Origin of the sequence: Streptomyces misionensis, assembly GCF_007896895.1 — a bacterium.
Lineage (GTDB): Bacteria > Actinomycetota > Actinomycetes > Streptomycetales > Streptomycetaceae > Streptomyces > Streptomyces misionensis_A.
The window spans coordinates 50864-75294 of the sequence record NZ_VOGW01000006.1 but is presented as its reverse complement, the minus strand read 5'-3'; the positions used below and the strand labels follow the sequence as shown (position 1 = coordinate 75294).

Here is a 24431-nt window from a genome sequence, read left to right as displayed (position 1 = left end):
TTGCGCGCCGCTCACCGCTCACCGCTCACCGCTCACCGCCGATCCGCACCCGCGCTTGCCTCCATGGCGCCCGTTCGGCGGGAAAACCGTTTGAAATTCACCACTCTGCGACGCGAACCTTTCACGGCTTGTCCCGGGCAGCCCTGTCGGCTGCCGTCCCTCCCCGACACGCTGTCACGAGCCGTCTGGACGTCATGCAGATTCAAGACCTTCCCTATCCCGACCCGGGCGTGCCCGACGCGCGCTCGGGTCCCCGACTTCTGTGGTGGCTCTGGCGCAACCAGCTGGGCGGCCAGCTGAAGGCGCTGGCCTGGGGGCTGCTCCACTTCGTCGCCGTCTCCGCGCTGCCCTTCTGCGTGGGCCTCGCCGTGCAGGCGGTCGTCGACCGGTCCGGCGAGCGGCTGGCGCTGACGGGCGCGCTGATGCTGCTGTGCGGGACGGCCGTTGCGGTGGGCGACACCTTTCTGCACCGGGCCGCCGTCACCAACTGGATCACCGCGGCCGCCCGCGTCCAGCAACTGCTCGCGCGCAAGGCGGCCGAGCTGGGCTCGACGCTGACCCGACGGGTGGCGGCCGGCGAAGTGGTCGCCGTGTCCACCGGCGATGTGGAGAAGATCGGCTGGTTCGTGGAGGCGGTGTCCCGTTTCACCGCCGCCGCGCTCACCGTCGTCCTCGTCTGCGTCGGCCTCCTCGTCTACCAGCCCTCGCTCGGCGCGGTCGTCGCCGCCGGACTGCCCGTCGTGGCACTCGCGGTACTGCCGCTGCTGCCGCGCGCGACACGCCGCGCCGACGTGCAGCGCGAGAAGGCGGGCCGGGCCACCGAACTCGCCTCGGACACCGTCGCCGGACTGCGGGTGCTGCGCGGCATCGGCGGTGAGGAACTGTTCCTCGACCGCTACCGCCGCGCCTCCCAGGAGGTGCGGCACGCGGCGGTGCGCAGCGCCCGGATGTGGTCCCTGATCTCCGCCGTCCAGGTGCTGCTGCCGGGCCTGCTGCTGATCGCGGTCGTCTGGTACGGCGTCCAGCTGGCCCGCCAGGGCCGCATCACCGTCGGCGAACTGGTCACCGTCTACAGCGCGGTGATGGTGCTCAGCTACCCGTTGCAGCATTTCGAAGAGATCGCCATGTCCTATTCCTTCTCCCGTCCCTCGGCCACGCGCACCGCGCGCGTGCTGTCGCTGCGCCGGCCGGCCGCGGCCGACGCCGGCGGCACCGACGCCACAGCGGGCGGCGGTCTCGCCGAAGTGCCCCGCGGGGAGCTGCACGACCCCGCCACCGGGCTGGTCGCCCCGGCCGGCCGGCTCACCGCCGTGGTGTGCGGCGACCCGGACGCGGCCGGGCGGCTCGCGGAGCGGCTCGGCGGCCACCCCACGGAACTGGGCCGCTCGGTCCTGCTCGGCGGCACGCCCCTGGACGAGCTCCCGCTGGAGGTCGCCCGGACCGCCGTCCTCGTCCAGGACAAGGACCCGGTGCTGCTCTCCGGCACCCTGCGGGAACTGCTCGACGTGCCGGCGTCCGGTGCCGTCCCGGCCGACGAGGCGCTCGCGGCCGCGCAGTGCGAGGACGTCCTGGACGCGCTGGTGCAGGGGTCCCTGGACGCCGCCGAACCGATGGACGCCCGCATCACCGAGCGCGGCCGTTCCCTCTCCGGCGGCCAGCGCCAGCGGCTCGCGCTGGCCCGGTCCCTGATCACCGACCCGGAGGTGCTGGTGCTGGACGAGCCGACGTCGGCGGTCGACTCGCACACCGAGGCGCGGATCGCGGACGGTCTGCGCCGGCTGCGCTCGGGGCGCACCACGGTGGTGTTCACCTCATCGCCGCTGCTGCTCGACCGCGCGGACCAGGTGGTCCTGGTCCACGAGGGCGAGGCCGTGGCGAGCGGCACGCACCGCGAACTGTTCGACGCCGAGCCCCGGTACCGGGCCGTGGTGACCCGGGAGACGGACGACGAGGGTGTGCTGCGGGACGCCTTCAGGGAACTGGAAGAGATCGAGGAGAGCGCATGATCGGCGTTGCGCCACCGGCGTACGACCCGGCGGCCCCGACCACCGCCACCACCCTGCCCGTCGGCGCGGCCTCGACCGTACGCGCCTATGTCGCCGAGCTGTTCCGCCGGCACCGCCGGGCCTTCCTGCTGCTCATCACCGTCAACACGGTGGCCGTGATCGCGTCCATGGTGGGCCCCTACCTGCTCGGCGGCCTGGTCCAGCGGGTGTCGGACGGTACAGGGGAACTGCGTCTGGGCCTGACCGTCGCGCTGTTCGTGCTGGCGCTCGTCGTGCAGGCGGGGTTCGTCCGGCAGGTGCGGCTGCGGGGCGCCATGCTCGGCGAACGGATGCTCGCCGATCTGCGCGAGGACTTCCTCGTCCGCTCGGTCGGACTGCCGCCCGGCGTACTGGAACGGGCGGGCACGGGGGACCTGCTCTCCCGGATCACCACGGACATCGACCGGTTGGCCAACGCCATGCGCGAGGCCGTGCCGCAACTGGCGATCGGAGTCGTCTGGGCGCTGCTGCTGCTCGGCGGACTCGTGGTCACGGCCCCGCCGCTCGCGGCGGCGGTGCTGATCGCCGCGCCGGTGCTGGTGGTCGGCTGCCGCTGGTACTTCAAGCGGGCACCCTCCGCCTACCGCTCGGAGGCCGCCGGATACGCCGCCGTCGCCGCCGCGCTCGCCGAGACCGTGGACGCGGGACACACCATCGAGGCACACCGCCTGGGCGCCCGCCGTATCGCCCTGTCGGAGCAGCGGATCAAGGCGTGGACCGGATGGGAGCGCTACACACTGTGGCTGCGGTCCGTGCTTTTCCCGGTGATCAACACCGTCCACGTCCTCGTCCTCGGCTCGGTCCTGATGGTCGGCGGTGTGCTGGTCCTGCACGGCTGGCTCGGGGTGGGCCAGCTGACCACGGGCGCGTTGATCGCGCAGATGCTCGTCGACCCGGTGAACCTGATCCTGCGCTGGTACGACGAGGTGCAGGTGGCCCAGGTCTCGCTCGCCCGCCTGGTCGGTGTCCGGGAGATCGAGCCGGACGCGGGGGACGCGTCGGTGGCCCCCGACGGGCGGGAGGTGCACGCCGAGCGGGTGCGCTTCGGCTACCGCGAGGGCGTCGACGTGCTGCGCGAGGTCTCCCTCCGGGTCCCGCCGGGCACCCGGCTCGCCCTGGTCGGCCCTTCGGGCGCGGGCAAGTCCACCCTGGGCCGGCTGCTCGCCGGGATCTACGCGCCCCGGGACGGCCGGGTCACCCTCGGCGGTGCCGAACTGTCCCGGATGCCCGCCGAACACGTGCGCTCGCACGTCGCCCTGGTCAACCAGGAGCACCATGTCTTCGTCGGTTCCCTGCGCGACAACCTCCTGCTGGCCCGCACCGGCGCCACCGACGCCGAGCTGTGGGCGGCCCTCGGTGCCGTGGACGCCGACGGCTGGGCACGGGCGCTGGACGAGGGCCTGGACACCGAGGTCGGGTCCGGCGGGTCGGCGCTGACTCCGGCGCAGGCCCAGCAGGTCGCGCTGGCCCGACTGGTGCTGGCCGATCCGCACACGCTGGTCCTGGACGAGGCGACCTCGCTCCTCGACCCACGCGCGGCCCGTCACCTGGAGCGCTCCCTGGCCCGCGTCCTCGACGGGCGCACGGTCGTCGCCATCGCCCACCGCCTGCACACCGCCCACGACGCCGACGCGATCGCCGTCGTGGAGAGCGGCCGCATCACCGAGCTGGGCAGCCACGACGACCTGGTCGCCGCGGACGGCGCGTACGCGGCCCTGTGGCGCTCCTGGCACGGCTGAGCACCCGGTGCGGACGGGCCCCGAGGCAGCCGCTCGGGGCCCGTGCCGTTGCGCGGTGGTGAGCAGCAGTGGAAGTCTGGAGAAGGGCACAGCGTCGGGTTTCGCCCGAAAACCACCTGGTGGGCGCCGGGTGACATCCGTGCCGTGCGTGCCGACGGCCCGCCGCCCGTTTCGGCGGCACCCGGCCGTCCTCACCACCTGGAGGTAGTCGTGGACAGCGCCGACAGCTGGGGGGACGACGTCTACCAGCCCGATCCCTCGGAGATCCGGGAGGACTCGGGAGTGCTCGACGTCGAGGACACTCTGGACTTCGACGGCGTCGACGACCCCCTCGACCGCGGCTGGTCGCCCCCGGAGCGGCCGTGGGCGGTGGAGCACAACGGTGTGACCGCGGCGGAGCGTCATGCGGGCGAGACCCTCGACCAGCGGCTCGCCGAGGAGACACCCGACCGCGGCATCCCCGACGACGACGGCATCGGTGACTGCACGGGAACCGACGGGGAACTCCTCGACAACGAGGTCGGCGACCTTCGCTCCGGCCGGCTGGTGGCCCCCGACGAGGGGGTGCACGAGGACGAGGAGGCCGCCCTCGTGGCCAGCGATGTCGGTATCGACGGCGCCGCCGCCTCCGCCGAGGAGGCCGCGATGCACATCGTGGACGAGGACTCCGTCTCCGGGTGACCCGCGGTCCCCGGCCGACCCGCCCGCACCCCGCCCGACCGCCCCGCACGAGGAGCCGCCATGCAGCAGGACAAGCACCCCGACTACCACCCCGTGGTCTTCCGCGACCGCGCCGCCGGATACGCGTTCCTGACCCGGTCCACCGCGCAGAGCGAGCAGACCATCGACTGGGACGACGGCCAGAGCTATCCGGTGATCGACGTGGAGATCTCCTCGGAGAGCCACCCCTTCTACACCGGCAAGGCCCGCGCGGTCGACACCGAGGGCCGCATCGCCCGGTTCGAGCGCCGCTACGGCGGGACGGACCCGGGCGCCGCCACCTGAGGCGGAGGACGGGCTCAGATCACATTGAGGGCCGCCGCACAGCCCACTCCGCCGAGCAGCATGAACACGGGCATCAGCACCTTCAGCTCGACCCAGCTGCCGGCCCGGAACCGGATGGCCTTCGGCGGCCCCACCGGGTACCAGCGCTTGCGGCCCAGCGGAATGGGCCACAGGATCGGGCAGCCCGACACCGTCAGCGCGTCCCCGATGTCGTGCACCAGCGCGCCCAGCACGATCGGCAGGCCCAGCCACAGGTACTGCTGACCGGGCTCGCTGAACAGCCAGTCCGAGCCGTTTCCGGGCTGGTCGAGAATTCCCGCGAGTATCCATGCGGTGGCAGCCGCCAGCAGCCACACCAGGACGTCGCTGCTGGAGCCCCGGGCCGCCCGCCACAGCAGGCCCTCGATCGCCAGCACCATGTGCACGAACAGGATCGCCAGCACGCCCCAGCGGCCCCCGGTGTACGCCACGGCGGAGCAGCCGGCGCCGATGAGGACCGCCCACACCCAGGTGTGGGTCAGCGTGCGATGGCCACCGGAGCGGCGCGGGTCGCCCTTCTTCCTGGTCGCCTTGTACACGGCGTAGGAGAGCTTGTCGACGATCTCGCAGAGCCGGTGCGAGATCGGCCCGAAGGCCCGCGAGATGGTGGCCGCCTTGTGGTCGAGGTCCGGGGCGAGCGCGGCGCCCGCGCAGATCAGGGCGCCGACCAGGAGGACCGGCCAGGGCATCGGGTGATCGGCCGCGGCGGCGGCCGCTCCGATCCCGAGCCAGGCCGCGGCTCCCGACAGTGAGTGTGCTGGTCCCATCATGGCCGCTTCCCGCCCCATTCCTCTTTTGCCACTGTCCAGTTGATCTGGTGCCGTGACGCGTCGTCGGCGACACAGCGTAGCTGTCGTGATCTTGCCGGCCACAGCCGATTCCCCGATCGGGGAGGAGGCCAGGCAAGATGGGAGCGTGACCCTCATCGATCAGCTGCCGCCGACCGCCGACCCCGACGCCCTGTACGAAGCCTTCGAGTCGTGGGCCCAGGAGCGCGGCCTCACCCTCTACCCCCACCAGGAAGAGGCGCTGATCGAAGCCGTGTCCGGGGCGAACGTGATCGTCTCCACGCCCACGGGCTCCGGCAAGAGCATGATCGCCGCTGGTGCGCACTTCGCGGCGCTGGCCCGGGACGAGGTCACCTTCTACACGGCGCCGATCAAGGCACTGGTGTCGGAGAAGTTCTTCGAGCTGTGCAAGCTGTTCGGCACCGAGAACGTCGGCATGCTCACCGGCGACGCCTCCGTGAACGCCGACGCTCCCGTGATCTGCTGCACCGCCGAGGTGCTGGCCTCGATCGCGCTGCGCGACGGCAAGCACGCGGATGTGGGCCAGGTCGTCATGGACGAGTTCCACTTCTACGCGGAGGGCGACCGCGGCTGGGCCTGGCAGATCCCGCTGCTGGAGCTGCCCCAGGCGCAGTTCATCCTGATGTCGGCCACTTTGGGCGATGTTTCCTTCTTCGAGAAGGACCTCACCCGTCGCACCGGGCGACCCACCTCGGTGGTCCGCTCGGCGACCCGCCCGGTGCCGCTCTCCTACGAGTACAAGCTGACCCCGCTCACCGAGACGCTCACCGAGCTGCTGGAGAGCAAGCAGGCTCCGGTGTACATCGTCCACTTCACCCAGGCGCAGGCCGTGGAGCGGGCCCAGGCGCTCATGAGCATCAACATGTGCTCGCGCGAGGAGAAGGACCAGATCGCCGAGCTGATCGGCAACTTCCGCTTCACCACGAAGTTCGGCCGCAACCTCTCCCGCTACGTCCGGCACGGCATCGGTGTGCACCACGCCGGGATGCTGCCCAAGTACCGGCGCCTGGTGGAGAAGCTCGCCCAGGCCGGTCTGCTGAAGGTCATCTGCGGCACGGACACGCTCGGTGTCGGCGTCAACGTGCCCATCCGCACCGTGCTGTTCACCGCGCTGACCAAGTACGACGGCAGCCGCGTGCGCACCCTGCGGGCGCGTGAGTTCCACCAGATCGCGGGCCGTGCGGGCCGGGCGGGCTTCGACACGGCCGGCCTTGTCGTCGCACAGGCGCCGGAGCACGTCATCGAGAACGAGAAGGCGCTGGCGAAGGCGGGCGACGACCCGAAGAAGCGGCGCAAGGTGGTGCGCAAGAAGGCGCCGGAGGGCTTTGTCGCCTGGACGGAGAACACCTTCCAGAAGCTGATCGACTCGGAACCGGAGCCGCTGACGTCCCGTTTCCGGGTGACGCACACCATGCTGCTGTCGGTGATCGCCCGCCCGGGCAATGCGTTCGAGGCGATGCGCCATCTCCTTGAGGACAACCACGAACCGCGCAAGCAGCAGCTGCGGCACATCCGACGGGCGATCGCGATCTACCGTTCGCTGCTCGACGGCGGCATCGTGGAGAAGCTCAACAAGCCGGACGCCGAGGGCCGCATCGTCCGGCTCACGGTCGACCTCCAGCAGGACTTCGCGCTCAACCAGCCGCTGTCGACCTTCGCTCTGGCCGCGTTCGAACTCCTCGACCCCGAGTCGCCGCCCTACGCTCTCGACATGGTCTCCGTGGTCGAGTCCACCCTGGACGACCCGCGGCAGATCCTCGTCGCCCAGCAGAACAAGGCGCGCGGCGAGGCCGTGGCCGCGATGAAGGCCGACGGCGTCGAGTACGAGGAGCGCATGGAGCGCCTCCAGGACGTCACCTACCCGAAGCCCCTGGAAGAGCTGCTGTTCCACGCCTACAACACCTACCGCAAGAGCCACCCCTGGGTCGGCGACCACCCGCTGTCGCCGAAGTCGGTCGTCCGCGACATGTACGAACGGGCGCTTTCCTTCACCGAGTTGGTGTCCTTCTACGAGCTGGCCCGCACCGAGGGCATCGTGCTGCGTTACCTCGCCAGCGCCTACAAGACCCTCGACCACACCATCCCGGACGACCTGAAGTCCGAGGATCTGCAGGACCTGATCGAGTGGCTCGGCGAGATGGTGCGCCAGGTGGACTCCAGCCTGCTGGACGAGTGGGAGCAGTTGGCGAACCCCGAGGAGATGACCGCCGAGCAGGCGCAGGAGAAGGCCGACGAGGTCAAGCCCGTCACCACCAACGCGCGTGCCTTCCGGGTGCTGGTCCGCAACGCGCTCTTCCGCCGCGTGGAACTGGCCGCGCTGGACCAGGTGGAGGAACTGGGCGAGATGGACGCCGAGTCCGGCTGGGACGCCGACGCGTGGGGCGAGGCGATGGACAAGTACTGGGACGAGTACGACGACCTCGGCACCGGACCCGACGCCCGCGGCCCCAAACTGCTGGTCATCAAGGAGGAGCCGGAGAACGGCCTCTGGCGGGTCCGCCAGATCTTCGACGACCCCAACGGCGACCACGACTGGGGCATCAGCGCGGAGGTCGACCTCGCGGCCTCGGACGCCGAGGGCCGTGCGGTCGTACGCGTCACCGATGTCGGCCAGCTGTGACCACAGGAGAATCCCACCCATGACGACGAATCCGGCCGAAAGACTGGTCGATCTGCTCGACCTGGAGCAGATCGAGGTCAACATCTTCCGTGGCCGAAGCCCGCAGGAGTCCCTGCAGCGGGTCTTCGGCGGCCAGGTGGCGGGCCAGGCCCTGGTCGCCGCCGGCCGTACCACGGACGGGGACCGCCCTGTGCACTCGCTGCACGCGTATTTCCTGCGCCCGGGCCGTCCGGGCGTGCCGATCGTGTACCAGGTGGAGCGGGTCCGCGACGGGCGTTCGTTCACCACACGCCGGGTCACCGCCGTGCAGCAGGGCCGCACGATCTTCAATCTGACCGCCTCCTTTCACAAGCCTGAGGAAGGACCGTTCGAACACCAGCTCCCGCCGGCGCGGGAGCTGCCTCGTCCCGAGTCGCTGCCGACGGTGGCCGAGGAGATACGCAAGCACCTTGGCTCGCTGCCGGAGCAGTTGGAGCGGATGGTGCGCCGCCAGCCCTTCGACATCCGCTATGCCGACCCGCTGCGCTGGACCGCCGAGGAGGTCAAGGACGCCGAACCGCGCAGTGCCGTCTGGATGCGCGCGGTGGGCCCGCTGGGCGACGACCCGCTGGTCCACACCTGCGCGCTGACCTACGCCAGTGACATGACGCTTCTGGACGCGGTGCGCATCCCCATCGAGCCGCTGTGGGGCCGCCGGAGCTTCGACATGGCCTCGCTGGACCACGCCATGTGGTTCCACCGGCCGTTCCGCGCCGACGAGTGGTTCCTGTACGACCAGGAGTCGCCGATCGCCACCGGCGGGCGTGGCCTGGCCCGCGGACGCATCTACGACCTGGAGGGGCGCTTGCTCGTCTCGGTCGTCCAGGAAGGCCTGTTCAGGCCCCTGTAGCGGGTCGGCGGCCTGGTCGGCGCGGGCTCACGCCTCGGCGGGCCGGGGGCTTCTGCGTCGCAGCCAGGCACGCAGCCGCCGAGTGGAGCGTGGCGGGGTGGGTCCCGCCCCGTGGTTCCGGGGAGTCGTGGGCGGGGCGGTCAGCGCCAGCGACGCCCGGGGCCGCTCCGACAGGCGTTCTCCGGCCACCCGGCGCAGTTCGGCGGCCCAGTCCGGCGGTTCGGCCGCTCCGCCCGGCGGTAGCACGGGTGCCGTGACCGTGCGTGCCATGGGCGGGATGGGACGGGCCGTCGGTCGCCTCGACGGCCTGGCGCGGCGCAGGGTCGGCCGGGTGGCGGGTGAGAGGGCGCGGGCCTCCTCGACGCACCTGGCGAGCTCGCTGCGCAGCCACTCGATCTCGTCCGCGTCCTGCGCGGTCGTGATCCGCTCGGCGAGATGACCGGCCGAGGTGCCGGAAAGTGTCTGCCCGGGCAGCGCGGGCCGGCACCGGTTCACCCGGGCCCGCTCGTACGGATCCTGCACGATGTCGGCGACCTCGACCGGCGGGAGCAAAGCGGCCACCGCCCCGGCTCGGGCCCACGGGCCGTCGGCCTGCCGCAGCCGGCATCCGAGCTGCCGCATGCGCCAGTTGCGGGCTCGCAGGTCCACTCCGTCCGTGAGCTGGCTGCGCAGCGTCTCGGGTGTACGTCCCTTGAGCAGGTGCGCGTTGTCGGCGACAGCCGCGAACTGCTTCAGTTCCTCCGCGAGATACAGCCAGACCACGGTCCTGTACCGGTTGATGTAGAAGCTGACGGGCACGAGCAGGCCCAGACGCGCGAGCCGGGTGAAGCGGCCCGCCGGGATGCCCATGAGGGCGGCACCGTCCACGGTGCCCACGGTCCGCACCCGATCGCTGAACGTGTCCGGGAACCCGTCCTGCGCCCGAAGCCGGTCGAGCTCCGCGCGCTCCACCAGCCGGCCTCCTCCCCCGCCCTCGTCGGGCACGGTCCGCACATGGCCGAGCTGGACCGCCAGGTCGAACTCGCCGCGCTGGAGCCCCAGTTCCCGCGCTGCCCGGCCCTGGGTGCAGGTGTCGGAGCGGGTGGGGTCGAAGGTGTTCACCGACATGGTCGTACTCCCCCGGTGGAGTGAGTGGCTCACGCCCCGTGCGTTCGCCGTGCACACACCGTAGCCGGCTTCGCTCTTCTCGCGGTGGCCCTGTGGATAACTCCATGGATCTTTGAGAACTAGCTGGTCAGAGGTCTGTGCTGGGTGCTTGTCCGGGCTTTCTGGCATCGACGCCGAGATGTTCGCCGACCCGGTTGACGAGCAGGGTCATCTCGTAGGCGATCTGTCCGATGTCGGCCGCCGCCCCGCTGAGCACACACAGACAGCTGCCGGAGCCGGCCGCGGTCACGAACAGCACGGCGTCGTCGTACTCGATCATCGTCTGGCGTACCGCGCCCGCGCCGAAGTGGCGTCCCGAGCCCTTGGCGAGGCTGTGCAGTCCGGATGCCACCGCCGCCAGGTGCTCCGCGTCCTCACGGCGTAAGCCCGTGCTCGCTCCGGTGACCAGCCCGTCGTTCGACAGGACGAGTGCGTGCCGGACGTCGTCCACACGCTCCGTCAGATCGTCCAGGAGCCAGCCGAGTCCCTGGTTCTGCGCCATTTCCGTCTCCCCGTGTGATGTCTCCCCCTGGCTGGAGGAACCCTCCGCCAGCCTTCCCCACGTGCGGCGTCCGGGCAAGCAGGATGGGCGCATGGCACAGAAGATGACCGACGAGGAATGGCGGGCGTTCGTCTCGGAGGGCACCCGCACCGGCAAACTGTCCACCGTTCGCGCCGATGGGAGCCCCCATGTGGCCCCGGTATGGTTCCTGCTGGACGGGGACGAAGTGGTCTTCCAGACCGGCCGGGACACGGTGAAAGGGCGCAATCTCGCCCGTGACGGGCGGATCGCCCTGTGCGTGGACGACGACCGGCCGCCGTTCCACTTCGTCACGCTGAACGGCCGCGCCCGGCTGTCGGAGGACCCGGCGGAGCTGCGCCGTTGGGCCGCGAAAGTCGCCGCCCGGTACATGGGCGAGGACCGCGCCGAGGAATTCGGCGCCCGCAACGGTGTGCCGGGCGAGTTGCTGGTCCGCGTCACCGTCGACCACGCGGTGGCGGTGCGCGACCTGGCGGCCTGAGCGGCGACCCCGGCCGACCGGAATCCACGGCCCCGGCCGAGCCGATGCCCCGCCCGAGCCCGTGCCCCGCCCGGCGCACCCGCCGGATACCTGCCCCAGCCCGCACACCGGCGCCGGAGCGGGGCATCATGCGGGACATGACCGACGATCACACGCACGTCCAGGAGTTCTTCTCCGCCCGCGCCGCCGGCTGGGACCGCAAATTCCCCGACGACGGCCCCGCGTACGCGGCCGCCGTGACCGAGCTGGGGCTGCGGGCGGGCGACCGCGTGCTCGACGCGGGTTGCGGAACCGGGCGCGCGCTGCCGCCGCTGCGGGCCGCCGTGGGCCCCACCGGTGTGGTGCTCGGCGCCGATCTGACCCCGGAGATGCTCGCGGAGGCCGTGACCGCGGGCCGGGACCGGGCGGGAGTGCTGCTGCTCGCGGATGTGACAGCTCTGCCGTTGCGCTCGCGATCTCTGGACGCGGTGTTCGCCGCGGGGCTGATCGCGCATCTGCCTCGCCCGGAGGAGAACCTGCGGGAACTCGCCCGGGTGGTGCGACCCGGCGGGAGGCTCGCCCTGTTCCACCCCATCGGCCGGGCCGCCCTGGCGGCGCGCCAGGGTCGGCGGATCACATCCGACGACCTGCGGGCGGAGCCCAATCTCCGCCCGCTGCTCGCCCGTTCGGGCTGGCGCATGACGTCGTACACCGACGAGAACGCCCGCTTCCTCGTTCTCTCCGTGCGCGAGGACTGACGCGTCAGGCTGTTCCGGCGACGGCGGCGGCGAAGGCGTCGGGGTTGTCGAACATGACGTTGTGCCCGGCGCCCGGCACCGTCAGCACCCGCACCCCGGCGGCCTCCAGCCGCTCGCGGTCACCGAGTTCACCGCTCTTCTCCCCTTGCAGATAGACCCGGTCGATGTCCAGGCCCGCCAGGATCGTGCGCATAACGGGGTCGGAGCCACGCCGCAGTCCGACCGCGCTGCGGTGCAGGGCGCGCGGGTCCGCCAGTCGCATGGTGGCCGCCCACACCGGACCTACGGCGTCCAGCACGCGCGCGAACGCCTCCTCGACGAATTCCTCCTCTTCGTAGGTGGCGATCGCGCTGCTGCCCGCGGTCAGGGGCGGGAAGGCGTCCAGATTGGCCTCGGTGAGCACCAGCCGGGAGGCGAGTCCGGGCCGGCGGTGCGCGAGCACGATCGCGACGGCACCGCCCATGCTGTGCGCGATCAGCTCGGCGCCGGTGACTCCCGCCGTGTCCAGCGCGGCCGCGACCGCGTCGGCGTGCTCCTCCAGCGTGTAACCGAAGTACCGGGGCCGGTCGCTGAGGCCGTGACCGGGGAGGTCCATGAAGAGGCTGCGTCTGCCCGCGAGTTCCGGGCGGGCGGAGATATGCGCGTGATAGGCCGTGGACATCGATCCCAGCCCGTGGAGATAGACCCGGGCCGGTTCCTCTCCGGACACCTCCGTCCAGCGGATCTGGCTTCCCTCACCGTCGAACACCGCCTGCCGCATCGCGCCCGCGCCCTCCCTGTCCGTCTTGGATCATCGCTGAAGGATTATACATCGTGGCCGATGTATAGCGTCCATAGAGTATCCCCGCATCGCTGTACAGCGTCGTCATACGGTTGAATGCGTACATGCTCGAACTCGCCATCCTGGGTTTCCTGTACGAGGCCCCGCTGCACGGATACGTCCTGCGCCGGCACATCGCGGCGCTCACCGGCCATGTGAAGCCTGTCGCGGAGAGCACGCTGTATCCGGCGATCAAGCGACTGGAGAAGGCGGGCCTGCTGGTACGAGCCACCGAGCCGGGGGCCGTGGCCGCGCCGCGCCATGTGCTGCGACTCACCGAGGAGGGGAGGCGGGAGCTGCGGCGCCGGCTCGCCGAACCCGCGCAGCGCGAGATCACCGACGAGAACCAGTGGTTCGTTCTGCTCGCCTTCCTGCGGCACCTGGAGGACCCGGGCGCCCAGGCCGCCGTGCTGCGGCGCCGGCTCGCCTTCCTGGAGGAGCCGACGAGCTTCTTCTACGACGGCGACCGGCCGATCGGCGCCGAAGAAGCGGACGACCCCTTCCGGCAGGGCATCCTCACCATCGCGCGTGCCACGAGCCGGGCCGAACTCGCCTGGCTGCGCGACACCCTCGCGTCACTCGGCGACGTCGGCCGCTGAGCTGTCCAGGTGCCGCACCGGGCAGCCGCGCAGTCCCGGGACCGGGCGAGTGCCGAGGTCGGCCACGCGGTAGCCGTTCGGGTATCCCTTGATCTCCCAGTTCTGGCGCGCGAAGTGCGGGGCGCGGCGCGGCGGCAGCAGTCGCACCACCCGGCCACGCGCCCTGACGGCACGCCGCACGAGCGCGACGGTGCCGGCAGCGGGCTTCGGGTAGCGGAACGCGCGCAGCAGCGGGTCGTCGAGCAGGGCGAGCACCCCGGTGCGCAGCAGGGGCGCAAGCGGGCGCGGATACCAGGACGCCATCAGGCGGAGGGTGGCGTCCGAGACCCGACGGGCTCCCTCGTCCCAGCCGAAGTTGGCCTCCTCGTAGGTGTCGAGAAGGGTCTCGAACTCCTCGTAGGTCCTGGGGATGTCCGGGATGCCCATGTGCCGGCCGAGGGTCCGGTAGTACTCGGCGGTGGCGACGATCTCGTGCCGCGACAGCCGGCGCCAGCCGTAGGCGTCGATCCAGCGCCGGGGCATCACGACGAAGGTGCTGAGCACGTACCGCATGTCATCGTCGCTGATGTCGTAGCTGCGGTGCATCTGGTTGATGCGCCGGATCGCGGTACGCCCCTGCTCGGCGGCGAAGCCGTGCTCCATGACGGTGTCGAGGAGCAGCGCGGTGTCGTCGTAGCGCTTCTGGGTGCGCTCGGTCAGTTCGGCCGTCCGCGCGAGGAGCCGGCCGATGCTCGGCACGGCATAGGTGCGGTAGAGGGCCAGCTCCAGGGCGCGGGTGTAGTCCCAGGGGAATTCGTAGGCGGCGCTGAGCCGGTAGATCTCCGGCGCGTCCGCCACCGGGTCCAGCCGGCGGATCCGTTCCAGCCGCTCGAAGCGCTTCACCGCGTCGTCCCCCTTCTGCCGCCGGGTGACAACTCTACGGCCCCGCAAGGAGATGAAACCATCGCTGAGTCCCCCTTTCGAAGGGTGGGCGGGGCGTGTGTTCGACACGATGCACGCTCAAGGCCTCCCCCAGGGTGGGCATGGCAATGCCGTTGCTTTTGAGGCTGTCGGCCGGTTGAGCCGGTGTGCTGATATCCCGTCTGGAGCGGCTGGGGCTGGGAGTGCTGACCCGGTCGTGCCCGCCGGAGTTGGTGGACCGGGTGGTCGATGAGGCCGGCCGCTCGGAGAAGCGCCGACGTCTGCTGTCCGCCCGGTTCACGGTGTACTTCGTGCTGGCGATGTGCCTGTTCCCGCAGGCCGACTACCTGGAGGTCCTGCGTCTGGTGAAGACCGGCGATCCGGGCCTGCGGCTTTGGACCGGAGTGAACAAGTCCTCGCTGACCAGGGCCCGGCACCGGCTGGGGTGGACCGTGATGCGGGAACTGTTCCGGGCCGTGGCCCGGCCACTGGGCAGGGAAGACGATCTCTTCCGCGGGCTGCGGGTGCTGGCCCTGGACGGGACGCTGCTGGCCGTGCCGGACACGGCGGCGAACAACGACACCTTCGGCAAGTCGGGATCGCAGCGCAGTCCGATGGGGTATCCGCAGGCCCGCGTGGTCGCGGTGGCCGAGTGTTCCTCCCACGCCGTGCTCGACGCCGTGGTCGGAGGGTTCAAGGAGTCCGAGCGGATCGTCTCCGACGCCCTGGACGCCCACGTTGGAAGCGGGACGCTGCTGCTGGCCGACCGCGGGCTATGGGGCCTGGCCCGCTGGCACCGGCTGCGCGACCAGGGCACTCACCTTCTCTGGCGGATCGAGCGGCGCAAGGCCCGCCGGGTCCAGGACGTGCTGCCCGACGGCAGTTACCTCGCCCGGATCGAGGCGAACAAGCACAGCAAAGCGGCCGGAACGCTCAAGGCCCCACCGGCCGTGGTCCGGGTCATCGAATACCGCGTCGACGGCCAGCCGGACATCGTCCGGCTGATCACCAGCCTCACCGATCACGAGGAGTACCCGGCCGCCGAGCTTGCCGCGCTCTACGCCCGGCGCTGGGAGATCGAGCTGGTCTTCGACGAGATCAAGACCCACCAGCGCGGCCGGCCGGTCCTCAGGTCGCAGACTCCGGACGGGGTGCGGCAGGAGATCTACGCGCACTTGATCGTGCACCATGCCACCCGGGATCTACTGGACGAAGCCGCTCGGCTGCACAGCAGCACTGCAGAGCGGACCTCGTTCACCCGAGCCCTACACGTCGTCCGCCGCACGGTGATCTCACCGAGCGGCTTTTCCCCCCTCCGCCCGCAGACGAGACCGGCACCTCGGGCTCGCCGAGATCGGCCGCAGCCTGTTACCCCGCCGCCGGCCCCGTGACTGCCCCCGCAAGATCCGCTCCTGCATCACCGGCTACGGCAGCAAGGCCCCCGAAGAACCCGCCAGCCAGCGTCGTTCCCCGGTCGTCCTCACCCTGAACCACCGATGGCACGATCACTAAAGCAACGGCATTGGTGGGCATGGTCTGGGGAAGTCCCGTGGAGACCGTGGCCGTTTCGCCCCCGTCCAGGCGGAAAGCTGCAGGTCCGGGTGGTGTGGGGAGTCGTGACAAGGTCCTTCCGTCCGGTTTAGGGTGCGCGCGGTTGGACGAGCCACTGGGGAGGCATGCATGGCCGGGACGGACGATGGGGCCGTCGCCGCCGCGGACGATGCGCTGTATGTGCTGACGGCGGTGCTGCTGACGCCGGCGCAGTTTCCGAGCGTGCTGGGCGACGACTATCCGGAGGCATGCGCGACGCTGGGGCTCGCACCCCGCGGCGACGGGTACGGCCTCGTTCTGGGGCAGGACGGGGACGGCGCCCGCTGGACGGTCGTCATCGACGATGTCTCGCTGGTCGCCGTGGCGATCGCCTCCTGGGACTGCGGCCTGGAGTACGAACTGTCGCCGGACGAGCACGCCATCGTGACCGCCCTGCCCGGCTGGCCGCTGGCGGTCGCCGTCGCGGCCCCCGGCGTACCCGCGCCGCACGACCCCGGTCCCGAGACGGCCGACCGCCCTCCACTGAGTCCGCCGGACACCAGTGTCTGGGGCCCGGCACAGCGGCGTCTGGGCGCCGATGAGATCGCGTCGCAGTGGGCAGCGTGGCGGCAGCAGATCAACGACGACGAGTTCGCCGCACCGGCCGGCCGGGCTCCCGTCACCGAGCCCCCGGCGCGGGCCGAGGAGAACGGCGAGGGGGCGGCAGGCCCGTCGAAGGGTGGACACCAAGGGGTCAGGCGGGTGCTCGCGGAGGCGCGTGCCTATGTCGACTCGCCACCGCCGCTGGGGCGGGTGCGTTCCTCGTTCGCCTCCGGCGACGCCCGCACCCTGCGTGCCGACGGCCCGGGCTGGTCGATGGTGGCCCGCACCGACGACATCGCCTTCGTCCTTCTCGACGACGAGCCGGGCGAGGTGCTGCCGGTCGGCCGGGGCCCCGAGCTGCCGGGACTGCTGGACGCGCTCGACAAACTCGCCGTACGGCCCTTGTGAGCCGGGATGGCGGACAGGTACCTGTCCGCCTGGCTCAGCGGCCGAGTTCCTTGCGCGTGACCCTGCGGAGCCTGCGCCGCTGGGAGGGGTCCAGCGCCAGATAGGCGGCCGCCGGGACGCCCACGATGATCAGGAACGCCACCCACCAGGGCAGCCATATCAGCAGGACCAGACCGACCGCCACACCTCCTGCGGCGATCTTCGCGTTCTTGGACATGAACGTCGCCTCCTTCCCGGCCGCTGCCGTTCTCTGCTGTGAGAACGGCCGCCCGCTCCCCGCGGTTCCGGGCCTCACCCCTGAGACGTCCCTGAGATGTGCCCCTTAGTGGGCCGATCGAGCTCGCCGACCGGGTTGACCGGCCAGGTTGACCGGCCGGGTCCGCCGACCGGGCGGCACCCGCGGAGTGCGCCGTGATCCAGGTCATGGCGCCGACACAGAGCGAGGAGGGCCGGAGAGAGCGCGGGCACCTGTGCGCGCCCGTGCCTCCCCGGCCCCTGCCCGTCAGCCGCGCGCACCCAGCAGGTGGTCCATCGCCAGCTGGTCGAGCCGCTCGAACGCCATGCCCCGGGCGGCGGCCGCCTCGACGTCGAAGTCCTCGAACGCGGCGCGGTCGGCGAGCAGGCCCTTCAGGCCGTCGGCCGCGGTCGGCTCGGCGAGCTGGTCCAGGCGGGCGGCACGCAGCGCCTCCTGCACCTCCGGGTCGGCGCGGAAGGCGGCCGCGCGCTCCTTCAGGATCAGGTAGTTGCGCATGCAGCCCGCGGCCGACGCCCACACGCCGTCGAGGTCCTCGGTCCGCGGCGGCTTGAAGTCGAAGTGCCGCGGACCCTCGTAGCCGGCGCTCTCCAGGAGGTCGACCAGCCAGAACGCCGCCCGCAGGTCGCCGGCGCCGAACCGCAGGTCCTGGTCGTACTTGATGCCGGACTGGCCGTTGAGGTCGATGTGGAAGAGCTTGCCCGCCCACAGGGCCTGCGCGATGCCGTGCGGGAAGTTGAGACCCGCCATCTGCTCGTGGCCGACCTCCGGGTTGACGCCGTACAGCTCGGGCCGCTCCAGGCGCTCGATGAAGGCCAGGGCGTGGCCGACGGTGGGCAGCAGGATGTCGCCGCGCGGCTCGTTGGGCTTCGGCTCGATGGCGAAGCGGAGGTCGTAGCCCTGGGCGGTGACGTACTCGCCCAGGATGTCGAACGCCTCCTTCATGCGGTCCAGGGCGGCGCGCACGTCCTTGGCGGCGCCGGACTCGGCGCCCTCGCGACCGCCCCAGGCGACATAGACCTCGGCGCCCAGTTCGGCGGCCAGGTCGATGTTGCGGATCGTCTTCCGCAGCGCGTACCGGCGCACGTCGCGGTCGTTGGCGGTGAACGCGCCGTCCTTGAAGACGGGGTGGGTGAAGAGGTTCGTGGTGGCCATCGGCACCTTCATGCCGGTGGCGTCCAGGGCCTCGCGGAAGCGCTTGATGTGCGACTCGCGCTCGGCGTCCGAGGACCCGAAGGGGATCAGGTCGTCGTCGTGGAAGGTCACTCCGTGGGCGCCGAGCTCGGCAAGGCGCTGCACCGTCTCGACCGGGTCGAGGGCCCGTCGGGTGGCGTCGCCGAACGGGTCCCTCCCCTGCCAGCCGACGGTCCACAGGCCGAAGGTGAACCTGTCCTCAGGGGTGGGCTGGTAGCTCATGGCGCTGCTCCTTGGTCGTGCGGCTATTTCGTCAGGGCCGTTTACAAATTAGTATGCGGACGCAGCCCTGGGAAGAGACAACGTGTCTTCGACCACAAGGGGTCTTCGACCGGCGTCTCCCGCGCGCCCCTCCAAGAGGTGCCCCGGGAAGCACGTCACAGCACATCCCGCCGAGCCGCGGAAGTAGGGAGAGCGCCATGTCAGCAGCCGAGGGTCCGCTCGTCGTCGGTGTGGACACGTCCACCCAGTCCACGAAGGCCCTGGTCGTCGACGTGTCCACCGGACGGGTGGTGGCGAGCGGCCAGGCATCGCACACCGTCTCCTCCGGCGCGGGCCGGGAGAGCGACCCGCGCCAGTGGTGGGACGCCCTGTGCGAGGCGTTGCGCCAGTGCGGTGAAGCGGCGCACGAGGCCGCCGCGGTGTCGGTCGGCGGCCAGCAGCACGGCCTGGTCACGCTGGACGAGCACGGCGAGCCGGTGCGCCCGGCCCTGCTCTGGAACGATGTCCGCTCGGCGCCGCAGGCCCGCCGGCTGGTGGCGGAACTGGGCGGCCCGAAGGCCTGGGCGGAGCGCACCGGCAGCGTGCCCGGCGCGTCGTTCACGGCGACGAAGTGGGCGTGGCTGGCCGAGAACGAGCCGGAGGCGGTCCGCGCGACCAAGGCCGTACGACTCCCGCACGACTACCTCACCGAGCGTCTGACCGGGCAGGCCGTCACCGACCGGGGCGACGCCTCCGGCACCGGCTGGTGGGCGTCCGGCACGGAGCAGTACGACGAGGAGACCCTGGCGCACATCGGGCTCGACCCGGCGCTGCTGCCCCGGGTGGTGCGACCGGGCGAGGTGGCCGGGACCGTGCGCGACGGTCACGACCTGCCGTTCTCCAGGGGCACCCTGGTGGCGGCCGGGACCGGTGACAACGCGGCGGCGGCACTGGGGCTCGGGCTGCGGCCGGGAACTCCGGTGCTGAGCCTGGGGACGTCCGGCACGGTGTACGCCGTCTCCCGGCACCGCCCGGCCGATCCGACCGGCACGGTGGCGGGTTTCGCCGACGCGCACGGGGACTGGCTGCCGCTGGCCTGCACCTTGAACTGCACGCTCGCCGTGGACCGCATCGCGACCCTGCTCGGTCTGGACCGCGAGGCCGTGGCGCCCGGCGGCTCCGTGACGCTCCTGCCGTACCTGGACGGCGAGCGCACCCCGAACCTGCCGAACGCCTCCGGGCTGCTGCACGGGCTGCGCCACGACACGTCCCCGGGCCAACTGCTCCAGGCGGCGTACGACGGCGCGGTGCACGCGCTGCTCGGCGCCCTCGACCTGGTCCTCGACGAGGACGCGGACCGCGACAGCCCGCTGCTGCTCATCGGCGGCGGAGCACGCGGCCGGGCCTGGCAGCAGACCGTGCGCCGTCTTTCGGGGCGGCCCGTGCGGATCCCGGAGGCCAAGGAGCTGGTCGCCCTGGGCGCGGCGGCCCAGGCGGCCGGGCTGCTGACCGGCGAGGACCCGGCGGCGGTGGCGCGCCGCTGGAACACGACGGCGGGCCCGGTCCTGGAGGCCGTGCCCCAGGACGAGGAGACACTGGCCCGGATCAGCGGGGTACTCTCCGACGCGGCCCCGCTGCTGGAACGGGAGGCGCGGGACCGCTGAGCCCCGCCACCCCCATGGACCGAGGAATGACGCCGGCATGACCGCACCGCTGAACCAGGCCCTCCCCCAGGGGGCCGGCCCGGCCCTGCCGGACACCCAGCAGGGCATGCGCCGGCGCAACCTCGCACGGGTGATGCACGCGGTCAGCGCCGAGGGCTCGCTGTCCCGGGCCGCGGTGGCCTCGCGCATCGGTCTGACGCGGGCCGCCGTGTCGACCCTGGTGGACGAGCTGATCCGCACGGGACTGCTGGAGGAACTGGGCCCCGAGCGGCCGGGCCGGGTGGGCAGGCCCGGGTCGGCGCTGGCGGTGAGCGGCCGAGGTCCGGCCGGGATCGGCGCGGAGATCGGTGTCGACCATCTCGCGGTGTGCGCGGTCGATCTGCGCGGTGCGGTCCGCGCCCGGGCCGTGCGCCGGGGCGCCAATCGGGGCCGGGCGCCCGAAACCGTGACCGCGGAGCTGATGTCACTGGTCCACCAGGTCGTCGCCGAAGCCGGGCGGGAGGAGCTGTGGCCCGCGGGGCTCGCGGTCGCCGTGCCCGGACTGGTGGCACGCGACGGACGTACGATCGTCCGCGCCCCCAATCTCGACTGGCGCGACACGGACCTCGGCGCCCTGCTCATCGACGACTGGCCGCTCACCGTGGACAACGAGGCGAACTTCGGTGCGCTGGCCGAGCTGTGGCTCGGTGCCGGCACCCCCCGGGAGTTCCTGCATGTGTCGGCGGAGATCGGCATCGGTGCCGCGATCGTCGTGGACGGACAACTGCTGCGCGGCACACGGGGCTTCGCGGGCGAGCTGGGCCATGTGCCCGTACGGCCGGACGGACCCCCGTGCGCGTGCGGCGGGCGCGGCTGTCTGGAGCAGTACGCGGGCCAGGAGGCGGTGCTGCGCGCGGCGGGGCTCGAGCCGCGTCAGGACCTCGTCGGTCTGCTCGCGGAGCGCGCGGAGCAGGGCGAGGAGGGGGTGCGGGCGGCTCTGCGGGACGCGGGCACGGCGCTCGGCATCGCCCTGACCGGGGCGGTGAACCTGCTCGACCCCGAGACGGTGGTCCTGGGCGGTGCCCTGGCGGGCCTGTCGCCCTGGCTGCTGCCCCCACTGGAAGCGGAACTGACGGGCCGTAGTGCGGGCCCGGCCTGTCCGGTGGCGGTGTCACCACTCGGCCCCGAGGGCCCCTTGCTGGGCGCGGCGCACTCCGTCGTCCGGGCCGTGCTGGACGATCCGGCCGCCGTGGCGAAGCGTTCCTGACACCCGCTTGTCCCCAGCCCGGACACGCTTTGTCGGGCGGCTCCAGTGCATCCACGCGCCCGTCGGCGCACGGCTCTCACCCGAACGAGTGGCCGAGTTGTCCACACGCCCCGGCTTGTGCACAGAACCGTGGCGCACCCTTCTGCCGGACCCGGCCGCGCCGTACCGTGAATCACGCGAGGTACGCACTGCCGGCCCGTCAGGTCCCGCTCAGCCCTCGCGACTTCGGAGCACGCGCACGGACCGGGCACAGCGGACGGACGGATATCGGGGGACCTCATGAGCGGGGAGACCGGCGGGACATTGCAGCGCGACGCCATCGGCTTGCGCGAGGTCCTGTTCCAGAGCATCACGGCGATGGCGCCGGCCGCAGCGGTGGCCGCGTCGATCCCGGCCGGCGCCGCCTTCGCGGGTGGCAGCCTGCCACTGGCGGTGCTCATCGCCTTGGTCGCATGTCTGTTCACCGCCTCCTGCGTCGCGGAGCTGGCACGGGAACTGCCCGCGGCCGGCTCGGTCGCCACCTACGCGGCGCGAGGACTGCATCCGGCCGTCGGCTTCCTCGTCGGCTGGGGCTACGTCTTCGTGGAGATGCTGGTCCCGCCGCTGCTGCTCCTGCAACTGGGCTTCACGGTGGCGGGCACACTGCATGACGAGTGGTCCTCGTACCCGGCGGACCTTTGGTGGCCGTACCCCCTGGTGGGCGCCGCCGTGATCGCCGTCGCCGGATACTTCGGTGTCCGTGCCTCGGCCCGCTTCGGCACCGTCCTCGGCGCCTTCGAGGTCCTTGTCTTCCTGGTGTTCGCCGTGCTGCTGATCGGCAGGGCGGGCAGCGCCAACTCCCTGTCCGTCTTCGGCACTTCCCACATCGCCAAGGGGTACGGCGGGGTCGGCGGCGTCTTCGCGGGGTCCGTGTACACCGTGCTCGCGTTCGCCGGATTCGAGGCGGCGGCGCCGCTCGCCGAGGAGACGCGCGAGCCCCGGCGGACGATGCACCGCGCGGTGCTGGGCGCCGCCCTGGGCATCGGACTGTTCTACGTCGTCACGACGTATGCGATGACCGTCTACTTCGGGCCGGACCGGTTCGCCGGATTCGGCGCGTCCGGCAGGGCCTCCTGGGAAGGGGTCGCCCGGGCCTCGTTCGGCCTCTTCTGGGTGCTGCTGTTCCTCGCGGTGGTCAACTCCACGATCGCCAACGCCAACGCGTGCGCCAACGTGTCGACACGTACGGCCTTCGCCCTGGCCCGCATCCGCGTCCTGCCCCATCTGCTCGCCACGCTCCATCCCCGGCACCGCTCCCCCGTGGCGGGCATCGCGGTGCAGACCGTCGTGGCCGTCGCCGCCGTCCTGGGGCTGGGCCTCGGCTACGGCCCCGAGACGGCGTTCCTGCTCCTCGCCACGGTGATCGTGACAGTCGTCATCGGCGTCTACATCGTGGTGAACCTCGCCTGCGCCGGCCACTTCGTACGGGTCGGCGGCGGCGCCCTCAAGCCGGTGCGGCACCTGCTGTTCCCGGTGCTGGGCATCGCCGCCTTCGTCCCCGCGCTGCTGACGGCCGCCGGTCTCCCGGTGTTCACCTTCGTGAGCAAACTGAGGGCTCCGGTGTCCTACGCGGGTCCGGTGGTCGGCGTCTGGCTGGCGGCCGGTGTGGTGGTGCTGCTGGTCCTGCTGCGGCGTCACCCCGAGCGCATAGCCGAGACCGCGCGGGTCCACCTGGAGGAGCACGACCCGGCCGTCACCCGCCAGGACGGGACCGTGCCCGGCTGACCGGCGGCCTCATCGAGGCGATCAGGCACGGCCGACCGGGTGCCCCGGACCCGACGACCGTCCACGCCTGGGCCATCCGCCTCGCGACCCCGTCGCGTCACCCTCCTTACTCCACGCACGCCACACCGCCAGAAGGGACCCACGTCACGATGACCGACCCCCGGATCCTCACCGTGCGCCCGCAACCGGACGAGTACGCCTGGACGTTTGGCGGGGCGGCACCCGTGGCACGCATCGCGCCCGGTACGGTGCTCGATCTGTTCACGGAGGACTGCTTCGCCGGCCGGGTCCGCTCGGAGAAGGACCTCGTGTCCGAGGTCTGCGAGTTCCCCTTCCTCAATCCCCAGACGGGGCCCTTCCACATCGAGGGCGCCGAGCCCGGCGACACGGTGGCCGTGCACTTCGTATCGGTGGAACCGGCCCGCGACTGGGCGGCGTCGGCGACCGTCCCCCTCTTCGGGGCGCTCACCTCCACCCACACCACCGCCTCGCTCCAGCCACCGCTGCCGGAGCGGGTCTGGATCTGGCAACTGGACCGCACCCGGCGCACCGCCCTGTTCCGGGCCCGGGACAGTGACTTCGAGGTGGAACTGCCGCTGGAGCCCATGCACGGCACGGTGGGTGTGGCCCCCGCCAACCTGGAGGTCCGCTCGGCGCTGGTCCCGGACGCGCACGGCGGCAACATGGACACCCCCGAGATGCGCGCCGGGGTCACCTGCTACCTCGGCGTCAACGTGGAGGGCGCCCTGCTCAGTCTTGGCGACGGGCACGCTCGGCAGGGAGAGGGCGAGACCTGCGGTGTGGCGGTGGAGTGCGCGATGAACACCGTGGTGATCGTGGACCTCCTCAAGGACGTCGCGACCCCGTGGCCCCGGCTGGAGTCCGACACGCACATCGTCTCGACCGGTTCGGCGCGCCCGCTGGAGGACGCTTTCCGGATATCGCAGCTGGACCTGGTGCAGTGGCTGGTGCGCGACTACGGGTTCAGCGAGCTGGACGCGTACCAGTTCGCCACGCAGACGGTCGAGTCTCCGCTGGCGAACGTGTGCGACACCAACTACACGTGCGTCGCCAAGCTCCGCAAGGACTGGCTGCCCGCACGGGACACCTACCGCGGTGTGCACGCACGGCTGCGGGAGACCGCACGGGCCCTGCGCGGCTGACGCCCGGCCCTGGCCGCCGGCAGGCGCCGGACACC

At 71.9% G+C, this 24431-nt stretch carries 22 protein-coding genes; 15 read left to right on the top strand and 7 right to left on the bottom strand.

Features of this window, described 5'->3' with window-relative positions; translation table 11 throughout:
• Window positions 1-194 precede the first annotated feature (194 nt).
• The 4 genes from FRZ03_RS01340 to FRZ03_RS01325 all read left to right on the top strand — a co-directional run bounded on the left by FRZ03_RS01340 (window position 195) and on the right by FRZ03_RS01325 (window position 4789).
• Window positions 195-2006 carry an ABC transporter transmembrane domain-containing protein gene (locus FRZ03_RS01340; protein ID WP_146463239.1) on the top strand — a complete coding sequence of 604 codons (1812 nt, stop codon included), beginning with the start codon at window positions 195-197 and terminating at the stop codon, window positions 2004-2006.
• The gene (locus FRZ03_RS01335) at window positions 2003-3784 is read left to right on the top strand and encodes an ABC transporter ATP-binding protein (RefSeq protein ID WP_146463237.1); all 1782 of its coding nucleotides are present in this window, start codon (window positions 2003-2005) and stop codon (window positions 3782-3784) included. The genes FRZ03_RS01340 and FRZ03_RS01335 overlap by 4 nt, the downstream gene beginning before the upstream one ends.
• Window positions 3785-3994: 210 nt before the next feature.
• Entirely contained in the window at window positions 3995-4465 is a 471-nt protein-coding gene (locus tag FRZ03_RS01330) for a DUF5709 domain-containing protein (protein ID WP_146463235.1), read from the top strand.
• A gap of 60 nt (window positions 4466-4525) precedes the next feature.
• Window positions 4526-4789 carry a type B 50S ribosomal protein L31 gene (locus tag FRZ03_RS01325; RefSeq protein WP_146463233.1) on the top strand — a complete coding sequence of 88 codons (264 nt, stop codon included), beginning with the start codon at window positions 4526-4528 and terminating at the stop codon, window positions 4787-4789.
• Between the two features lie 14 nt (window positions 4790-4803).
• Here the strand turns inward: FRZ03_RS01325 and FRZ03_RS01320 are convergent, their stop codons facing one another.
• A complete protein-coding gene (locus tag FRZ03_RS01320; protein ID WP_146463231.1) occupies window positions 4804-5598 on the bottom strand; it encodes a metal-dependent hydrolase in 795 nt (264 codons plus the stop codon).
• Between the two features lie 145 nt (window positions 5599-5743).
• Between FRZ03_RS01320 and FRZ03_RS01315 the strand changes: the two genes are divergently transcribed.
• Both FRZ03_RS01315 and FRZ03_RS01310 read left to right on the top strand, forming a co-directional pair.
• Complete coding sequence (locus FRZ03_RS01315; protein WP_186785213.1) at window positions 5744-8257, top strand: DEAD/DEAH box helicase; 2514 nt, start codon at window positions 5744-5746, stop codon at window positions 8255-8257.
• A 19-nt stretch (window positions 8258-8276) separates the two neighbouring features.
• Window positions 8277-9146: an acyl-CoA thioesterase gene (locus FRZ03_RS01310; protein ID WP_146463229.1), complete on the top strand. Its 870-nt coding sequence runs from the start codon at window positions 8277-8279 to the stop codon at window positions 9144-9146.
• Between the two features lie 27 nt (window positions 9147-9173).
• On the opposite strand, the gene FRZ03_RS01305 is transcribed toward FRZ03_RS01310, so the two are convergent.
• Both FRZ03_RS01305 and FRZ03_RS01300 read right to left on the bottom strand, forming a co-directional pair.
• Window positions 9174-10253, bottom strand: coding sequence for a DUF6397 family protein (locus FRZ03_RS01305; protein WP_222443328.1), 1080 nt, complete (start codon window positions 10251-10253; stop codon window positions 9174-9176).
• 127 nt (window positions 10254-10380) lie between these two features.
• Window positions 10381-10794 (bottom strand): roadblock/LC7 domain-containing protein, encoded by a 414-nt coding sequence (locus FRZ03_RS01300; protein WP_146463227.1) that lies wholly within the window; start codon window positions 10792-10794, stop codon window positions 10381-10383.
• Between the two features lie 91 nt (window positions 10795-10885).
• Between FRZ03_RS01300 and FRZ03_RS01295 the strand changes: the two genes are divergently transcribed.
• Window positions 10886-11314: a PPOX class F420-dependent oxidoreductase gene (locus tag FRZ03_RS01295; RefSeq protein WP_146463225.1), complete on the top strand. Its 429-nt coding sequence runs from the start codon at window positions 10886-10888 to the stop codon at window positions 11312-11314.
• 137 nt (window positions 11315-11451) lie between these two features.
• Window positions 11452-12051 carry a class I SAM-dependent methyltransferase gene (locus FRZ03_RS01290; protein WP_146463223.1) on the top strand — a complete coding sequence of 200 codons (600 nt, stop codon included), beginning with the start codon at window positions 11452-11454 and terminating at the stop codon, window positions 12049-12051.
• Window positions 12052-12055: 4 nt separating this feature from the next.
• On the opposite strand, the gene FRZ03_RS01285 is transcribed toward FRZ03_RS01290, so the two are convergent.
• The gene (locus FRZ03_RS01285; RefSeq protein WP_146463221.1) at window positions 12056-12811 is read right to left on the bottom strand and encodes an alpha/beta fold hydrolase; all 756 of its coding nucleotides are present in this window, start codon (window positions 12809-12811) and stop codon (window positions 12056-12058) included.
• Between the two features lie 125 nt (window positions 12812-12936).
• Between FRZ03_RS01285 and FRZ03_RS01280 the strand changes: the two genes are divergently transcribed.
• Window positions 12937-13470: a PadR family transcriptional regulator gene (locus FRZ03_RS01280; RefSeq protein WP_146463219.1), complete on the top strand. Its 534-nt coding sequence runs from the start codon at window positions 12937-12939 to the stop codon at window positions 13468-13470.
• Here the strand turns inward: FRZ03_RS01280 and FRZ03_RS01275 are convergent.
• The gene (locus FRZ03_RS01275; protein ID WP_146463217.1) at window positions 13447-14352 is read right to left on the bottom strand and encodes an oxygenase MpaB family protein; all 906 of its coding nucleotides are present in this window, start codon (window positions 14350-14352) and stop codon (window positions 13447-13449) included. The genes FRZ03_RS01280 and FRZ03_RS01275 overlap by 24 nt on opposite strands.
• A 185-nt stretch (window positions 14353-14537) precedes the next feature.
• Between FRZ03_RS01275 and FRZ03_RS01270 the strand changes: the two genes are divergently transcribed.
• Window positions 14538-15761: an IS4 family transposase gene (locus tag FRZ03_RS01270; RefSeq protein WP_261398455.1), complete on the top strand. Its 1224-nt coding sequence runs from the start codon at window positions 14538-14540 to the stop codon at window positions 15759-15761.
• Between the two features lie 289 nt (window positions 15762-16050).
• Window positions 16051-16911 carry a hypothetical protein gene (locus FRZ03_RS01265; protein ID WP_146463215.1) on the top strand — a complete coding sequence of 287 codons (861 nt, stop codon included), beginning with the start codon at window positions 16051-16053 and terminating at the stop codon, window positions 16909-16911.
• Between the two features lie 34 nt (window positions 16912-16945).
• Here FRZ03_RS01265 and FRZ03_RS01260 read toward each other — a convergent pair whose 3' ends face one another.
• Together FRZ03_RS01260 and xylA are read right to left on the bottom strand one after the other, a co-directional pair.
• Window positions 16946-17128, bottom strand: coding sequence for a hypothetical protein (locus FRZ03_RS01260; protein WP_146463213.1), 183 nt, complete (start codon window positions 17126-17128; stop codon window positions 16946-16948).
• A 285-nt stretch (window positions 17129-17413) separates the two neighbouring features.
• Entirely contained in the window at window positions 17414-18580 is a 1167-nt protein-coding gene (xylA, locus tag FRZ03_RS01255) for a xylose isomerase (protein WP_146463211.1), read from the bottom strand.
• Window positions 18581-18777: 197 nt separating this feature from the next.
• Between xylA and xylB the strand changes: the two genes are divergently transcribed.
• The 4 genes from xylB (at window position 18778) to FRZ03_RS01235 (ending at window position 24396) form a co-directional block, all read left to right on the top strand.
• Window positions 18778-20223: a xylulokinase gene (gene xylB, locus FRZ03_RS01250; protein ID WP_146463208.1), complete on the top strand. Its 1446-nt coding sequence runs from the start codon at window positions 18778-18780 to the stop codon at window positions 20221-20223.
• 37 nt (window positions 20224-20260) lie between these two features.
• Entirely contained in the window at window positions 20261-21469 is a 1209-nt protein-coding gene (locus tag FRZ03_RS01245) for an ROK family transcriptional regulator (protein WP_146463206.1), read from the top strand.
• A 279-nt stretch (window positions 21470-21748) separates the two neighbouring features.
• Window positions 21749-23233 carry an APC family permease gene (locus FRZ03_RS01240; RefSeq protein WP_146463203.1) on the top strand — a complete coding sequence of 495 codons (1485 nt, stop codon included), beginning with the start codon at window positions 21749-21751 and terminating at the stop codon, window positions 23231-23233.
• Window positions 23234-23382: 149 nt separating this feature from the next.
• Window positions 23383-24396, top strand: coding sequence for an acetamidase/formamidase family protein (locus FRZ03_RS01235; RefSeq protein WP_146463200.1), 1014 nt, complete (start codon window positions 23383-23385; stop codon window positions 24394-24396).
• The last annotated feature ends 35 nt before the right edge of the window (window positions 24397-24431 follow it).

What these genes read in the sequence shown, in the direction of transcription:
- FRZ03_RS01340 (WP_146463239.1), top strand. Translation starts at nt 195, where the DNA reads ATGCAGATTCAAGACCTTCCCTATCCCGACCCGGGCGTGCCCGACGCG.
- FRZ03_RS01335 (WP_146463237.1), top strand. Translation starts at nt 2,003, where the DNA reads ATGATCGGCGTTGCGCCACCGGCGTACGACCCGGCGGCCCCGACCACC.
- FRZ03_RS01325 (WP_146463233.1), top strand. Translation starts at nt 4,526, where the DNA reads ATGCAGCAGGACAAGCACCCCGACTACCACCCCGTGGTCTTCCGCGAC.
- FRZ03_RS01320 (WP_146463231.1), bottom strand. Translation starts at nt 5,598, where the DNA reads ATGATGGGACCAGCACACTCACTGTCGGGAGCCGCGGCCTGGCTCGGG.
- FRZ03_RS01310 (WP_146463229.1), top strand. Translation starts at nt 8,277, where the DNA reads ATGACGACGAATCCGGCCGAAAGACTGGTCGATCTGCTCGACCTGGAG.
- FRZ03_RS01305 (WP_222443328.1), bottom strand. Translation starts at nt 10,253, where the DNA reads ATGTCGGTGAACACCTTCGACCCCACCCGCTCCGACACCTGCACCCAG.
- FRZ03_RS01300 (WP_146463227.1), bottom strand. Translation starts at nt 10,794, where the DNA reads ATGGCGCAGAACCAGGGACTCGGCTGGCTCCTGGACGATCTGACGGAG.
- FRZ03_RS01295 (WP_146463225.1), top strand. Translation starts at nt 10,886, where the DNA reads ATGGCACAGAAGATGACCGACGAGGAATGGCGGGCGTTCGTCTCGGAG.
- FRZ03_RS01290 (WP_146463223.1), top strand. Translation starts at nt 11,452, where the DNA reads ATGACCGACGATCACACGCACGTCCAGGAGTTCTTCTCCGCCCGCGCC.
- FRZ03_RS01285 (WP_146463221.1), bottom strand. Translation starts at nt 12,811, where the DNA reads ATGCGGCAGGCGGTGTTCGACGGTGAGGGAAGCCAGATCCGCTGGACG.
- FRZ03_RS01280 (WP_146463219.1), top strand. Translation starts at nt 12,937, where the DNA reads ATGCTCGAACTCGCCATCCTGGGTTTCCTGTACGAGGCCCCGCTGCAC.
- FRZ03_RS01265 (WP_146463215.1), top strand. Translation starts at nt 16,051, where the DNA reads ATGGCCGGGACGGACGATGGGGCCGTCGCCGCCGCGGACGATGCGCTG.
- FRZ03_RS01260 (WP_146463213.1), bottom strand. Translation starts at nt 17,128, where the DNA reads ATGTCCAAGAACGCGAAGATCGCCGCAGGAGGTGTGGCGGTCGGTCTG.
- xylA (WP_146463211.1), bottom strand. Translation starts at nt 18,580, where the DNA reads ATGAGCTACCAGCCCACCCCTGAGGACAGGTTCACCTTCGGCCTGTGG.
- xylB (WP_146463208.1), top strand. Translation starts at nt 18,778, where the DNA reads ATGTCAGCAGCCGAGGGTCCGCTCGTCGTCGGTGTGGACACGTCCACC.
- FRZ03_RS01245 (WP_146463206.1), top strand. Translation starts at nt 20,261, where the DNA reads ATGACCGCACCGCTGAACCAGGCCCTCCCCCAGGGGGCCGGCCCGGCC.
- FRZ03_RS01240 (WP_146463203.1), top strand. Translation starts at nt 21,749, where the DNA reads ATGAGCGGGGAGACCGGCGGGACATTGCAGCGCGACGCCATCGGCTTG.
- FRZ03_RS01235 (WP_146463200.1), top strand. Translation starts at nt 23,383, where the DNA reads ATGACCGACCCCCGGATCCTCACCGTGCGCCCGCAACCGGACGAGTAC.